The organism is Ruegeria sp. HKCCA5491 (assembly GCF_013034565.1).
Lineage (GTDB): Bacteria > Pseudomonadota > Alphaproteobacteria > Rhodobacterales > Rhodobacteraceae > Ruegeria.
The window spans coordinates 90,611-104,378 of the sequence record NZ_WQGG01000015.1 but is presented as its reverse complement, the minus strand read 5'-3'; the positions used below and the strand labels follow the sequence as shown (position 1 = coordinate 104,378).

13 protein-coding genes are annotated in these 13,768 nt (G+C 55.1%); 8 read left to right on the top strand and 5 right to left on the bottom strand.

The genetic code is table 11. The annotated features are described in order from the left end of the window. Positions 1 to 91: 91 nt before the first annotated feature. Complete coding sequence (locus tag GOV88_RS18450) at positions 92 to 730, bottom strand: GNAT family N-acetyltransferase (RefSeq protein ID WP_371808195.1); 639 nt, start codon at positions 728 to 730, stop codon at positions 92 to 94. A gap of 455 nt (positions 731 to 1,185) precedes the next feature. Here GOV88_RS18450 and GOV88_RS18445 point away from each other — a divergent pair, with 455 nt between their 5' ends. The 5 genes from GOV88_RS18445 (at position 1,186) to GOV88_RS18420 (ending at position 5,704) form a co-directional block, all read left to right on the top strand. After that, the gene (locus GOV88_RS18445; RefSeq protein WP_171241333.1) at positions 1,186 to 2,208 is read left to right on the top strand and encodes an AraC family transcriptional regulator; all 1,023 of its coding nucleotides are present in this window, start codon (positions 1,186 to 1,188) and stop codon (positions 2,206 to 2,208) included. 171 nt (positions 2,209 to 2,379) lie between these two features. Beyond that, a complete protein-coding gene (locus GOV88_RS18440; RefSeq protein ID WP_171241332.1) occupies positions 2,380 to 3,585 on the top strand; it encodes an acyl-CoA dehydrogenase family protein in 1,206 nt (401 codons plus the stop codon). A 27-nt stretch (positions 3,586 to 3,612) separates the two neighbouring features. Beyond that, positions 3,613 to 4,587, top strand: coding sequence for an NADPH:quinone oxidoreductase family protein (locus GOV88_RS18435; protein WP_171241331.1), 975 nt, complete (start codon positions 3,613 to 3,615; stop codon positions 4,585 to 4,587). Between the two features lie 241 nt (positions 4,588 to 4,828). After that, positions 4,829 to 5,230 (top strand): DM13 domain-containing protein, encoded by a 402-nt coding sequence (locus GOV88_RS18425; RefSeq protein ID WP_171241346.1) that lies wholly within the window; start codon positions 4,829 to 4,831, stop codon positions 5,228 to 5,230. Between the two features lie 81 nt (positions 5,231 to 5,311). Then, on the top strand, positions 5,312 to 5,704 hold the full coding sequence (locus GOV88_RS18420) for a hypothetical protein (protein ID WP_171241330.1): 393 nt from the start codon (positions 5,312 to 5,314) through the stop codon (positions 5,702 to 5,704). Here the strand turns inward: GOV88_RS18420 and GOV88_RS18415 are convergent. Continuing rightward, complete coding sequence (locus tag GOV88_RS18415; RefSeq protein WP_171241329.1) at positions 5,701 to 6,585, bottom strand: SGNH/GDSL hydrolase family protein; 885 nt, start codon at positions 6,583 to 6,585, stop codon at positions 5,701 to 5,703. The two genes, GOV88_RS18420 and GOV88_RS18415, sit on opposite strands and share 4 nt — an antisense overlap. 22 nt (positions 6,586 to 6,607) lie before the next feature. Beyond that, positions 6,608 to 7,471 (bottom strand): SGNH/GDSL hydrolase family protein, encoded by an 864-nt coding sequence (locus tag GOV88_RS18410; RefSeq protein WP_171125699.1) that lies wholly within the window; start codon positions 7,469 to 7,471, stop codon positions 6,608 to 6,610. Between the two features lie 343 nt (positions 7,472 to 7,814). On the opposite strand from GOV88_RS18410, the gene GOV88_RS18405 reads away from it, so the two are divergent. Beyond that, entirely contained in the window at positions 7,815 to 8,492 is a 678-nt protein-coding gene (locus GOV88_RS18405; RefSeq protein WP_171125757.1) for a GntR family transcriptional regulator, read from the top strand. A gap of 82 nt (positions 8,493 to 8,574) precedes the next feature. Here GOV88_RS18405 and GOV88_RS18400 read toward each other — a convergent pair whose 3' ends face one another. After that, on the bottom strand, positions 8,575 to 9,630 hold the full coding sequence (locus GOV88_RS18400; protein ID WP_254449272.1) for a Xaa-Pro peptidase family protein: 1,056 nt from the start codon (positions 9,628 to 9,630) through the stop codon (positions 8,575 to 8,577). A gap of 345 nt (positions 9,631 to 9,975) precedes the next feature. Between GOV88_RS18400 and GOV88_RS18395 the strand changes: the two genes are divergently transcribed. Beyond that, on the top strand, positions 9,976 to 10,737 hold the full coding sequence (locus GOV88_RS18395; RefSeq protein ID WP_171241327.1) for a mannosyl-3-phosphoglycerate phosphatase: 762 nt from the start codon (positions 9,976 to 9,978) through the stop codon (positions 10,735 to 10,737). Positions 10,738 to 10,756: 19 nt separating this feature from the next. Beyond that, positions 10,757 to 11,986, top strand: a complete 1,230-nt coding sequence (locus GOV88_RS18390; RefSeq protein WP_171125694.1) for a glycosyl transferase — start codon at positions 10,757 to 10,759, stop codon at positions 11,984 to 11,986. Here GOV88_RS18390 and GOV88_RS18385 read toward each other — a convergent pair. Then, positions 11,970 to 13,715 carry a sugar phosphorylase gene (locus tag GOV88_RS18385; protein WP_171241326.1) on the bottom strand — a complete coding sequence of 582 codons (1,746 nt, stop codon included), beginning with the start codon at positions 13,713 to 13,715 and terminating at the stop codon, positions 11,970 to 11,972. The genes GOV88_RS18390 and GOV88_RS18385 overlap by 17 nt on opposite strands. Positions 13,716 to 13,768: the final 53 nt, after the last annotated feature.

Genomic DNA, 13,768 nt, shown 5'->3' with positions numbered 1-13,768 from the left:
TTTCTCATTTGGTAGGTTCTGCTGAAACCACTTGTTCAACATATACCTAATTTCAAATATTTCGACTGCTTGGGTCATTCGGATGCCTTGGTCAGGAGCCCGCACCCTGAGGAGGCCATGACCAAGCGCCAGGTGCGCTTGTACCAAAGGTCACTACGATGTCGTTGCTCAACTCTTGCGCAAGTGTTTCTCGATGTTTCATCCAATCTTGGTTCAGGACTCCTACCACGATCATGTCGTGGAATTTTCCGTCTGCGAACCATGCCTGCCGCATGGTTCCTTCGATCTGGCATCCGACCCTTGCCACCAAGTCCCGACTGCTTTGATTGTCCACGCGGTAGTAGGACGTAAGGCGGTTCAAACCTAACTGCCGAAATGCAAAATCAATCAGCAAGGCTGTTGCGCGCAGCCCGATCCCAAGGCGTCGGGCGTTCTTCTCAACAAACATGGCAATGACCGCGTCACGATTGACGGTTGATATTGCTTCGATCCCCGCCATCCCAAGCGCCTTACCATCACTGGATTCCACCACGAACCAGCATTTGCAGCGGTTGTCAGGGGAAAAGGCATCTTTCCAGATTTCTTCGGTTTGCGACTGGTTGAAGGGAATGCGCGATGTTCGGTCAAACAGCGCCAAATCTTCTACGTCCTGAAACCACGGCGCGATGACCTCCAGATCGGACTTTTCAACTGGGCGCAGCCTGAATGTTCCTGTCGTTTTGTCCTGCACTGTAAAAACCTTTGAATAAAATACAAAAAATGACTCTGGCGACAGTAGCACAAAAATTCTGCAAATACGAAGGCAGAAACATGTGGCAGGTAAGAAGCCCCTAAAGTCCTTAGATATCAAGATGAAACTTTGTTTGATCGGACTCAACGGGGCTATTGCGCCCTGCATTGGACTCCGAAAATTCAAATTCCGAACCGACATGCCCAACGGTACCCATGAGGCGAACTAGCGAGTCGGGAACGCTGCAAGTTGTAGGTGAAATTCTTGCATCTGCCGCAAAACCGGACCGAAGGCCTATTGGTACTGGAATGCCCGGATGCAAAGGTGGGATGCACGGTTTCGCAACGCCGGTGATCTCGTGCGTGCCGCTTTGGGGCAAATTTGTGCACGGCGGGTTTGGGCCGCCAAGGATATTGGTTCTAGCCCTTGGCTTTCGTTGCTATTGTCATTCAGTGATGATCAGCGACCAAAAACCTTCATTTTCAACAGTCTCAAGCAGCTTCATTCTTGATTGGCTTGTGGCGTTGCAGGCCCTTTGTGAGCCGGATCAATTTGCTTCGTTGCTCGCCCGATCCGGCATCTCATATGGCGACAATGCCCCGTTGGGTCGAGTGACTCTGGAGCAGATCGTTCGCCTGTACCAACTGGCAGCTGTGGAAACCGGCGATGAGATGATGGGGCTCTGGTCGCGTCCAATAAGGCCACGTGCCTTGCAACACCTGCTGACATCGGTGCGCGAGTCAACCTCGCTGTCGTCGGCGCTTTACCGGTTTTCGACATTCTGGAACCTGTTGCTTGATGACTACCGGTTCGAGTTGGTCGATGCGGAGGATACCATAGCACTGCGCCTTGTGCCCCGGTCAGACGCCCTTGCGCAGCGCTTTGGCCATATGCTGATCCTTAAGCTTGCCCATGGGATTCTGTCTTGGCTGGCCCGGCGTGAGGTCGCCGTGGAGCGGGTCGATTTCGCATTTGAGCGCCCCTCTTTCGAAGAGGACTATGCCGTCATTTTCCCCGCGCCTGTCACGTTTGATGCAAATTCCACATCAATTCGCTTTGCCAAAGCTTCGCTGGGGCCGGTGAATGCGCGCAGTACCGATGATCTGGATCGCTTCCTGGAAAATGCGCCGCGCGACTGGGTCTTTACGCATTCGCAAGAGCACACTCAGTCTTTGCGTGTCCGCGCCTATCTGAACCAATCGAGCTGGCAGGACGCGCATTTGGCAGGGGCCGCCAAGGCGCTTGGCATGACGCCGCGCACTTTGATCCGTAAGTTGGACGCTGACGGAACGTCCTTTCAGGCCATCAAAGACGGGTTGCGCAGGGATATCGCAATTCGCCGCTTGCAAATTGGAGATGCAAGTATCGAGGTTATTGCTCAGGACGTTGGCTTTTCTTCCGCGGCAAGTTTCCACAAGGCGTTTCACAGGTGGACAGGGGCGACACCAAGCTCGTATCGGCAGCGGGCTCTACTCTAGGCAAAGATTTGTCACTTTTGGACAATCGGTTGTCACCGCGCGAGATGGAGTAGGTGTTAATTGTGCTGCTACCTAGCGGTCAAAGCACATCTTACTGCGTAAACCCGATTTGCTTCGCCCAATGGTGGTGGCGAGATTGGATATTTGCGTTCAACTGAAAGGACCAAGGCCATGTCGTCTGATCTTGAAACTCTCTTGTCCGCCGCGCGCGATCACGCCAGTGAAGTGATCCTGCCTAATGTTGATGCCTGGAACAAAAACGGGGCTTGGCCTCGCGCGGCCTCTGACAAGGCAGGTGCGGCTGGTCTGACTGGCCTCTACGCACCGAAAGAGTGGGGCGGACAGGGTTTGCCGCTGTCCGAGGGTATTCAGGTTTATGAACAATTGGGAACAGGCGATGGAGCTTACGCATTTGCGATTTCCATGCACAACATTTGTACTTTTGCAGGTTGTGGATACGGGACCGACGCGTTCAAAGAGGAATGGGCGCGCGATCTGACTTCAGGTCGCAAGCTTGCGAATTTCGCGCTGACAGAGCCGCAGTCCGGGTCTGATCCGATGAAGATGTACACCCGTGCAACAATCAACAGTGACGGCACCTGGACTATCAATGGCGCTAAGGCGTGGGTCAGCTTGGCGACTGAGGCCGATATCTACTTTACCGTTGTCAAAACCTCGGATGAGCCTGGTCATAAGGACATGGCCATGATCGCGATTCCGGCAGACGCGCCAGGTATCAGCTTTGGCCCAATTTATGATACACCATCCTATAACTTCCTGCCGATTTCCGAGATGTATTTAGACAACGTCGTGGTCAGCGAAGACAATATCATTCTTCCAATTGGCCAAGGCTTGCAGGGCTCATTGATGGCGATCGACATCGCAAGGGTTTCGATCGCTTCTGGGTGTTGTGGCCTGATGCAGGCCGCGCTGAATACTGCGCTGTCCTATTCAAAGAACCGCAAGATGTTTGGCGGCAAGAACCTCGACCTTGACGGCATTCAGTGGATGCTGGGAGAGGTGGCAACAGATCTCGAAGCGTCCAAGCTGCTTTACCGCAAGGCAGCCGAAGCCCTTGGCACCCCTGAGGGGCCACTTATGGCGGCACATGCCAAACGTTTTGTCCCCGACGCTGCAGTAAAAGCTGCGAACACTTGCACCCAGGTTCTGGGTGGGATGGGTCTTTTGCAGCCTTACGGGCTGGATCGACTATCACGCTTGGCGCAGATGCTGCGGATCGTTGACGGAACAACCGAAATCAGCCGCGTCGTGATTGGTAGAGCGCTGCAAAAACGTGCGGCTGGTCTGCCGGACCTTCCTGTGCCAAAGGGGTATGGCGAAACTGACAAAAACGATACAATCCTAGCGGCGGAATAGTACGCTATACATACAGGAGTTTGGGCTATGCGCGCTGTCCTATGTTCGAAATTTGAGGGCGCTGATGCGCTTGAACTTGGCGAAGTGCCAGAGCCTGTTCCAGCAGCCGATGAAGTTCTCATCGAGGTGCATGCCGCTGCCGTGAGTTTTATGGATAAGCTCATGGCGGAAGGTGGTTATCAACTGAGGCCAGAGTTGCCTTATGTCCCGGGAACGGACGCGGCAGGCATTGTCTTACAGGTCGGGAGCGAGGTCACCGACTTTAAACCAGGTGATCGTGTCGTCGGGCAAATGTGGCACGGCAGTTACGCGGAACGTGCTGTAACCAAACACTGGAAGTGCGCGAAAGTACCCGAAAGCGTCGACCTTACGGTCGCTTCGACCGTTTTGCACAACTACATGACAGCCTATCACGCTTTGGCCCAAAGATGCGCACTGCAACCGGGTGAGAACCTGTTGGTCACGGGTGCCACTGGCGGGGTTGGACTTGCTGCCGTTGACATGGGGCGGATGCTTGGTGCGCGCGTCCTTGCAGGAACCGGAGACGCCGCCAAAATGAGTGCGCTGCAGGAGGCAGGCGCCGATGCAGTCGTCAATATGCGCGAAGGCGACCTGCGCCAACAGATCCAAGACCTTACAGACGGAAAAGGGTTGGATGTTTGCTTTGAGATGATAGGCGGAGACACCTTTGTAAAGATTGCCCGATCCATGCGGTGGGGCGGGCGCATCACGCCAATTGGGTTTGTGAGCGGGGAAATCCCAAACCTACCGATGAACCTGCCTCTGCTCAAAGGCTTCTCGGTGGTTGGAGTGTTCGAAGGTGCATGGGCCGAGAAGTTCCCGTCGGAAGCCAAGGATGCAGCAGACAAGATAATGAACTGGATTGCTGAAGGTGAACTGCGCCCACTTATTGATCGCGTTTTGAAGTTGGAGGACGCATCTGAAGCCTTCCGATCTCTCAATGAGCGTGAAGTGATCGGGCGTATTGTTCTGCAAATCTAGGTGTTCCAGCCACTTTACAAGTTTGGCTAATATACATCGAGGATCGGATGGGTCGCGCTCGGTCGACGATCTATCGCGAATTGAAGAGAAATTCTTGAGGGACGAGGATTTGGTTCGAGCGGTTTGGTAACAGATCCGATTTGTTTCAGAGTCTCAAATTCCCTCGATGCGATGTGAGTTGGCAGAGCGCAAATAGTCTGCTCAGAATCTTTCCATCTTAGTTTTGGATAGGACATGCGCCATGACGATCAAACGCCGCCAATTCATGAAGCTGGGACTTGCTTCAACAGCCGCACTCGCACTTGGAACTCCTGCTGCATTTGCCGGGGACAAGGAACGCACCGGCAGCCTGTCTGGGCGTCCTGGCTATAACGTGAAAGGGACGGTCTCGGTCACCGGTGATACCGTTACACTCAAAAGCGACTATGTCTTTGACCCCAGCAAGAACCCACCGGACATTAAGATCGGCTTCGGCAATGGTGAGACCTATGCCAATGGTTCAAAAATTCACGACAAGCTGACCGTCAAGAAGGGCGAAGCCTCGTTTAAAATCCCGACCGGGATCGACACATCCAAGTACAACGAGTTGTATATCTATTGTGAGAAGTTCACTGTGATCCTGGCGGTCGCCCCGCTGAGTTAAGCGGTCCTTGAAGGCATTGTAAAACCGCCCGCCAAGGTGGGCGGTTTTCGTCCTTTTACCCAGCACTCAGCGAGGGCAGGTTTGTACCGTCAGGACTCCTTTTTTGATTTGTCAGGTTGGGGGCAGGTCGGACTGGCGTTGTTAAGCGCCATTCTTTTTCTGCTGATGGTGCTTCTGGCACGTCGTGCCTTGCGCCCTTTCCCGATCTGGGTGCGATTTTTCGGGGCGCTTTTCTTGTTTTGGCTGTTCGTGTGGCTGTCGCCGCAAATCTATTACATGTATTATCGGTTGGTCATTCCCGATCTGCCTTTGCAATGGGTGATCTGGCCGCCCCGCGACCCTCTCAAGCCGTTGGAAATTCTGATTTTCTCGTATGAGCAGAACCTAAGCGCCCACGGGCAGGGTATCCTTGGGTGGACGGTCATTCTGGCGGCCGTCCCGCCACGCAAGCAAGCGGGTCGATCAGAGGGTTAGCTCTGTTCCCTGGTTGGTTCGATCTGGTCGAAAATGGCTGAACATATCTGGTCCATTTCCAGCGCAAAGAAGTTTTTCGCAGCCGCCTCGTTTGGATGGTATGGGTCCTTAACCATGCCGTTCCTGTTCAGGCGGAAATAATGCTTGTTGCCTTGGTTGGCCGCAACCGTTTCGGGGGTAGCACCAGGTACGAACGTGCACCGCAGTCCCGTGACCTTGAACGCATCCATCAGATTCTTCTGCGCCCGCAGCCGCAAATCTACGATCTTCTTCTTGTAAGCGGGCGCTGTGGTCATGAAAATGCACGGCAGGTCGGGAGGCAGTTGCGCTTGCAGGCGTTCAACATCCCGTACGGCGGCTTCGGGGTTGTTAGCCCACCGCTTGGCCGAGTTGCCGAGAAAGGACATCAGGATCAGTTTTGGATCATAATACCCGTCCCGCAGCATCTCTTCGAGCGGTGAGGTTTTGGCCGCGCAGAACTGATATTCCTTTCCCTTGCCAATCTGCACATACTTGTTGCCGGTCTTGTTCACGAACCCGTACGCACCGGCGTTCACGTTCCATTTCGGGTCCACCTTGCAGATCGTGTCCTTTGCCCGCTCCGACCGGGCGGTCCACGAGTCGATTGAACTGGACCGGACACCTATCACCCCGACCCGCATTTCCCCAAGGCGTTCAAGGTGCTTTTTCTGCCGGGCATTGGGGTGGCAGTGGTCCTTGATATCGCTGAAAAACTCCAGGAAAGCCGGGCCCGAACCAAAGGATATCTGGCTGTCCCCGATAATCAGAATCTCGGGCGAGGTAAAATCCTCTGCGCTTGCCCCCAGAGTGGTGAAGGCCAAAGCGCAAACAGTTGCGACCATCTTTTTGAACACCTGCATATCCCCCCTGCAGTCTTTACCTCTACTTCACGGCCGAAAATACAGCGTTGCAGATTTCGGCCGTGTTAATGTCAAGAAAAGCCCGGACCGCAGCCCGGCTTGGATGGTGCGGGTCCTTGACCTTGCCCGCATCGTTGCGCCGGAAATAAGCGGGCTGACCTTCAATCACGGCGCGTGTCTTGCGGTTGAACCCTTCAACCACGGCACATTGCGTTCCCGCCTGCCGCAAGGCGCGGGCTATCGCGGTTTGGGCCTTCATTCGTTTGTCGTTGGTCTTTTTCAGATAGACCGGCACGCTTGAGATGAAGATACATGGAATGTCGTCCGGAATTTGTTCCAGCGTGCGGCGGGCATCCTGTTGGGCCAAATCAGGAGAATTCGCCCAGCGATCGGATGAATTGCCCAGAAAGGTCAGAACCAGCAATTCGGGGCTGTAATACCCGTCGTCAAACATCGCCTGAAACGCGGTCTGATTGGGTTTGCAGAACTGATAGGCGTTGTCTTTGCCGATCTGAATGAACACCCGGTCAGGGTTGCCTTCGATACCATAGGCCCCGGCATTGACCCCGAATTTCTTGTCGACATCGCAAATCGCACCTTTTGCGGCCCCCTTGGGCGTTGTCCATGACTGCAAGGATGTCGAGCGGACGCCAATCGCGGCAGTCTCGCGGTTGCCGAGATTACCCAGTGCCCTTTTGCGTTCAGGCGTCATCCTGCACCGATCCGCCAGCTCATCGAAGAACCTCAGGTACTCTTTGCCAGCCCCGAACGAAATCTGGCTGTCCCCTAGGATCAGAATATCCGGTTGCGCCGCCGCGGGCTGTGCGCTTAGGGCTGAAACGGCGGCCAGCCAAAGTCCGAATACTGATGTTCTGAACAAAGTCACACAATCACCTTCAACAGTCGTTCCCGCAGCCGGACCATGCCCGGTCATTCGCGCCAGAATGCGGGATTGTGCAGTGTAATACCAATCAATACCTGGTTATTTCCACTGCGCCTGCCGTGATGATCTGGCTGGGGTTCTATGAGGGGGGAGGTGGGTGTCCGATTGGTCGGATTAAGGGACATGCCCATATTCCATGCCATTCGCGAAGGCCTGCAACTCTATGGTTACCAATGCTTCTGGGCAAAGCCGCTCGATAACAAAGGCAATGAAACTAAAGGCTATTGGATATTGTGGCGTCCTTTCGTATTTTGGATACAAAGTGGAAATGCCAGAGACCATCCCAATGCCAAAAACCCGCGCGATTCATCGCCAAAGTTTGCCTGATGTCATCACAAACGACCTGCGCGAGCGTATCCTGAGCGGAGAGATGGTGGAAGGTGAAACCATTCGGCAAGAAGCGTTGGCAGAGGAATATGACGTATCCCGCATGCCGATACGTGAGGCGCTCAAGCGGCTGGATGCCGAGGGCCTGGTCCAACTGACTAACAATCGGGGGGCCTGTGTAACAACTCATTCCCTTTCGGAAATCGGAGAGATTTTCGACCTTAGAATCCTGTTGGAAGTCGACCTTTTCAAACGGGCGATCCCCCAGATGACAGAGGCGGATTTCGTCATCTGCGAAGAGTTGTTGAACAAAATGGAAAAGTCCTATGAAACATATGACGTCGGGCGGTGGGGCAGTCTGAACTACGAGTATCACAGGGCGTTATATTCCGCCGCTGAGCGCGGGATTACCAACGAATTCCTGCAACGGGTCAATCTGCAATCTGACCGTTATGTGCGGATGCACCTGAGTGTGATGGAACAGCGAGAGCCAGCCAAAGCGGAGCACCGTCAGTTGTTGGCACTGGCGCGGTCGCGCAATGCAGAGGCTGCTTGCGCGCTGCTGACGAACCACATCCAGCGCACCAAGGAACAGTTGCTGGCTATGGTCATCGCGACCCGCAAAGCCGAAAGTTAATCTGAATAGTCAGCTCACAGGACACTGACGGGCCACTTGGAGCGACCCGTCATTCCAACACGTTTCGTGAACCAGTCAAGTGTCAGCGGCCTATGATTGTAAGATCTTTGGGAAAACTGGTCAGCGACCGACAACCATCCTCGGTCACAAGAACATCATCTTCGATCCGAACACCAAAATTGCCCAGATCATACAGGCCCGGTTCGTTGGTCCAAACCATGCCCGGCAGGATTTTCTGGTGGTTCCCGCGCATGATATATGGCGCTTCGTGCACGTCGCGACCCAGACCATGACCCGTCTTGGTGCGAATCCGGTTGGCATAGGGCGAAGCCTCGAGCACATTTGTAACTGCGTCGTCGATGTCATGGGCGCTCGCGCCGGGGCAACAGGCCTTGAACCCTTCGAGGTTCGCGCGAAGGACTGTGTCGTAAACCGCCCTACCCTCGTCCGAAACCTCGCCAACAAAGAATGTACGCGTGATATCCGCCGCAAAACCGTTTTTGCGCGCGCCAAAGTCGAAGAGCAGCGCATCGCCGGGTTTGATCTGATATTCCGCGCGGGCTTTGCCGTGTGGTTGAGCCGAGTTGTCTCCGGCGGCGACAATCGGTGCAAAAGCCAACGACGCGGCGCCTTCAGCAAACAGCGCCTGGATCAACGCCTGTTCGATCTGTTTCTCGGTTTGCCCGACGCGAACCTCTGAAATCACACGTTCCAGCGCGCGTTCCGAGATATCAATTGCAGCCTGCAAAGCGGCAATATCGGCGTCGGTCTTGATGATCCGCAAACCGGAAATCTCGCGCTCGGCATCTACGATTTGCAAGTCGGGCATCGCATTGGTCAGGGCCTTGGACACGAAAACCCGCATCACTTGCCCTTCAACGGCAAGTGACCTCAGGGGCATATGAGCGGCCAATGAAGCAAAGGCGCTGTCATAGCCCTTTTGGTCCATCCAGTCGAAGACGGCCCCCTCAAAACCGACCAATTCCCACGTTCCCAGTTCCAGATTGGGCACAATCGCAGCCGGTGTGCCCTCAGCCGGGATAATGACCACAAAGGGCCGTTCGTGGCTCATGAAAGGTTTGCCCAATGCGCGGGTGAAATTAGGGCCCGGTACAAGGGCAATGGCATCTACTGACATTTCCCTTGCCAGTTTACTGTATTCCGACAAATTCGGCATGTGCGCCGACCTCCCAAGATAGTAAGGCCGAGCCGCCGTATCGGGCAGCCCTTGCCAATAATCTGCAACTGTTGGGACACTTACACCATGGAAGATGTAACTGCCCAGAGGGTGTGTTTTGGACCCGTGCCCAAAGTGCCCATGGTTAAAACTCAATACCGAGCCAGATAGCGACCGCCACGCAATTGCCCAAATATTGGGCGTAAGATTTGGGTTTGACGCGCATTTGGCCAGAATGGATTTACTTCCGATGGTCACGGATTTTTACTTCCACTCAATGAGAGAACGAATTGATCGCCCTTCCCCATGACCGCCGACCCAAAATTGCTGGTTTTCTCTGATCTCGACGGGACGCTGCTGGATCATCACAATTATAGTTGGGCGGCTGCTCAGTCGGGACTTCAACGCTTGTCGGAAATCGGCGCGGGGCTTGTATTGGCCAGCAGCAAAACAGCGGCAGAGATTGCACCGCTGCAGCAGGAACTTGGTGTTACGCGAATGCCGGCAATTGTCGAAAATGGGGCGGGTATCCTATGGCCCTATGCGCCCGATATTGAAGGTGACCATTATCAGGACTTGCGCACGGCGCTTTCCCAACTGCCCACGGGATTTGTCGGGTTTGGCGATATGTCCGATCAGGATGTGGCAGATGCGACGGGGCTCAACCCCGTTCAAGCCGCCCGTGCTCGAACGCGGAAATTCAGCGAGCCCGGGCTGTGGATGGGCACGGAGGCCGAGTTAGACCACTTCGTGGCACAAGCGCGCAACATGAGTCTTTTTGCCCGTCGCGGGGGGCGGTTCCTGACCGTATCCTTCGGAAAAACCAAGGCGGACGCCTTAAGGGAAGTTGTTCAGCAGCTAAGACCAAGCCGATCAATCGCCTTGGGTGACGCGCCAAATGACATCGAAATGCTAATGGCTGCGGATCAAGGCGTCGTGGTTGCAAATCCGGATGGGCCGGGCATTCCGCCTTTTCCACCTCATATCGAACCACGCATATTCAGGACAGACAGCAACGGTCCCCAAGGTTGGTCGGAGGCCATCCTGACCCTGACTGCAGAGTTCTGACAGAAACAAGGCGAACGACATGGCAGACTTCCATCAGAACGGAAATATAACGACGCTGCACAATTTGCGCAGCAGACCCAGTGGTCACCTGTCACATGAGATTTCGGTCTTTGCACAGACCCGCAAGATCACCCTGATCCTTCCGTGTCTTTATTCCGAGCTGGAGGGGCCGGCCCTCGCTGGTATCCTCAAGGAACTGTCGCAGGTCCCGTATCTTCACCGCGTCATCATCGGCCTGGACCAAGCGGATGAAGAACAGTACCGCAAAGCCCGTGCGTTCTTTGCCGACTTGCTGCAAAACCACGCTGTTATCTGGAATGACAGCCCTCGTCTGACGCATCTTCAGGAACATCTGAAAGCCTTGGGCCTTGCGCCGCAGGAACCCGGCAAGGGTAAGAATGTCTGGTCTTGTATCGGCTATCTTCTGGCCTGCGCGGACAGTTCCGTTATGGCGATTCACGATTGCGACATTGTCACGTATAACCGCGAGATGCTGGATCGGCTGGTTTATCCGGTGGTCAACCCGACCTTTCCGTTTCAGATGGCCAAAGGGTTTTACCCCCGTATCGGGTCCGGCAAGCTGAACGGTCGTGTGACGCGTCTTCTGGTCAGTCCGCTGCTGATCGCGTTGAAAAAGGTAATCGGGGACCGGGATTACCTCGATTATCTGCGCAGCTTCCGCTATCCACTGTCGGGTGAGTTTGCAATTCGCACCCCTACCCTGCCCGATTTGCGCATTCCTTCCGACTGGGGGCTTGAGATCGGAGTGCTGTCCGAAGCGTGGCGAAATCTGGCCCCGAAATCCGTCTGTCAGGTCGAAATTGCCGACAATTATGACCACAAACATCAGGAGCTGTCCCCCGAGGACGCAAATCGTGGCCTGTCGCGCATGTCCACCGATATCTGCAAGGCGATCTTCCGCAAACTGGCCGCCGACGGCACGGTGTTCACGCCCAATACCTTCCGTACACTCAAGGCGACCTATTACCGCTCGGCGCTGGACTTGCTCGAAGGGTATTACACCGACGCCAAGATGAATGGGTTGGAATTGGACCGCCACAAGGAAGAGAAATCCATCGAACTGTTCGCCGAAAATATCATTCGCGCCGGGCAGGTGTTTCTGGACAACCCGCACGAGACGCCGTTCATTCCCACATGGAACAGGGTCCATTCGGCTGATCCTGAATTCCTGCTGCGCCTCAAGGCGGCGGTGTCCGACGACCTGGACGAATTCAGCCCGCGTTCGTGATCCAGCGGCACTGATACGGGGCCAGCACAATATCGGGGCCGTTGGTGGCCAGGATTTCTCCAGTCAGGGCGTCCGTCCAGGTTTCCTCGGCAATCATGTTGATCTCGGCAGGGCTGACGTGGACCAGCTCGGCCGAGACATTATGCAGCGCAAAGATCGACTGGCTGCGATCCAGACTTTGCCGCCAGATGCCAAAGACGCGATCATCCAACCGCAGGGTGAATTGCGTGGCGTTCGGGTGAAAGGCCGCCTGTTGCGCCCGCAGGCGCAGACGTTTGGACAATTCGGACAGCACCAGCGCCTGATTTGACCCCGGATCGGCCAGCCTTGCCAGCAGGTCAGGGTAATGCCAGCGATGCCGGTTGATTGCCCGGTTCATGCCCCGCCGCGCAACAGCCTCGTGATCATTGGGTGTGGCCAGCAGGGAATGGATGTAAAAGGCCGGTATCCCTTCCAAAGACATCACGATGGTCTGTGAACAGATGAACCGCGCCAGATGGTATTGATCGGGGCCTTGAAATGTCTCGGCCATGGCTTCGAAATAGCCGCAGTTCAACTCATAGGGTTCTTCGCGCCCATCAGGCAGCGCGCGCATCGAAACCAGCCCGCCAATGCGGCGCACCGTGTCGATCATGCGCTCTTTTTCGTCGGGCGGCAGCAATCCCTCGGCCGGACGCATCCCGATCCCATCGTGGCTGGCGGTGAAATTCAGATACGCGCAGCCCAACTGGGCCGGAGGCATCGCGGCTTGCCATTCGCTCAGATATTGCGCTGTGCCTGACTGCATTGCGTGCAGGATCAAAGGGGGCAGCGGGAAATTGTAAACGGCGTGCGCCTCGTTCCGGTTGCCGAAGTAACTCAGATTCTCGGTCCGCGGGACGTTTGTTTCGGTCAGCAGTACAAGTGTTTCAGTTGCATAGTCGCACAGCAACCTGAGAAGCTGCACGATCGCATGGGCTTGTGGCAAGTGAATGCAGTTGGTGCCGATTTCCTTCCAGATGAAAGCCACCGCATCCAGTCGCAATATCCGCACGCCTTTGTCGATATGCAGACGGATAATCCGCAACATCTCGACCAAAACCTCGGGGTTCGAGAAATCCAGATCGACCTGATCGTGGCTGAACGTGCACCAGACGTATTTCTCACCCTCGCTGGTATCCACTTGCCGCAGCAACGGCGTGGTGCGGGGGCGCACAACCTCGGACAGATCATCTTCGGGTGACGCTTCAAAAAAGAACCGGTCGTGCGGGGATTTGCCCTGAAGGTAGTTGGTGAACCACGCGCCCTGGCTTGAGACATGATTCAACACGAGATCGGACATCAGATGAAAATCGTCCGCGATACGCGTGATATCCGTCCAGTCACCAAGCTGAGTGCTGACGCTATAGTAATCGGAAACAGCGAACCCGTCGTCCGAAGTGAAGGGAAAAAACGGCAAGATGTGAACGCCGTTGACCACCCCGGTCAGGTGTCGAACGAGAAAATCGTGTAACAGGTCCAGGGGTTTGTGCGCCTGATCTTCAATCGAGTTACCATAGGTTATCAGGACGCTGTCGTTCTCTGACCACAACTTATTGCCGGGCTTGCGGCCTTGTTTGCGCCTGTGCGTATTGGACGGCCAAAAGGCATCGGATACCTGTCGCGCCAATTCCGATTGATCATGGTCAGGGTAGATCTGAACAAGCTGGTCAATCAGGCGTCGGGAGAAGCTGGTATTATCACTGGTCAAGAGTCACAGGCCCTTCGCTGCATCCGCCTGATGGTTTTCCAGAACGGTCAGCC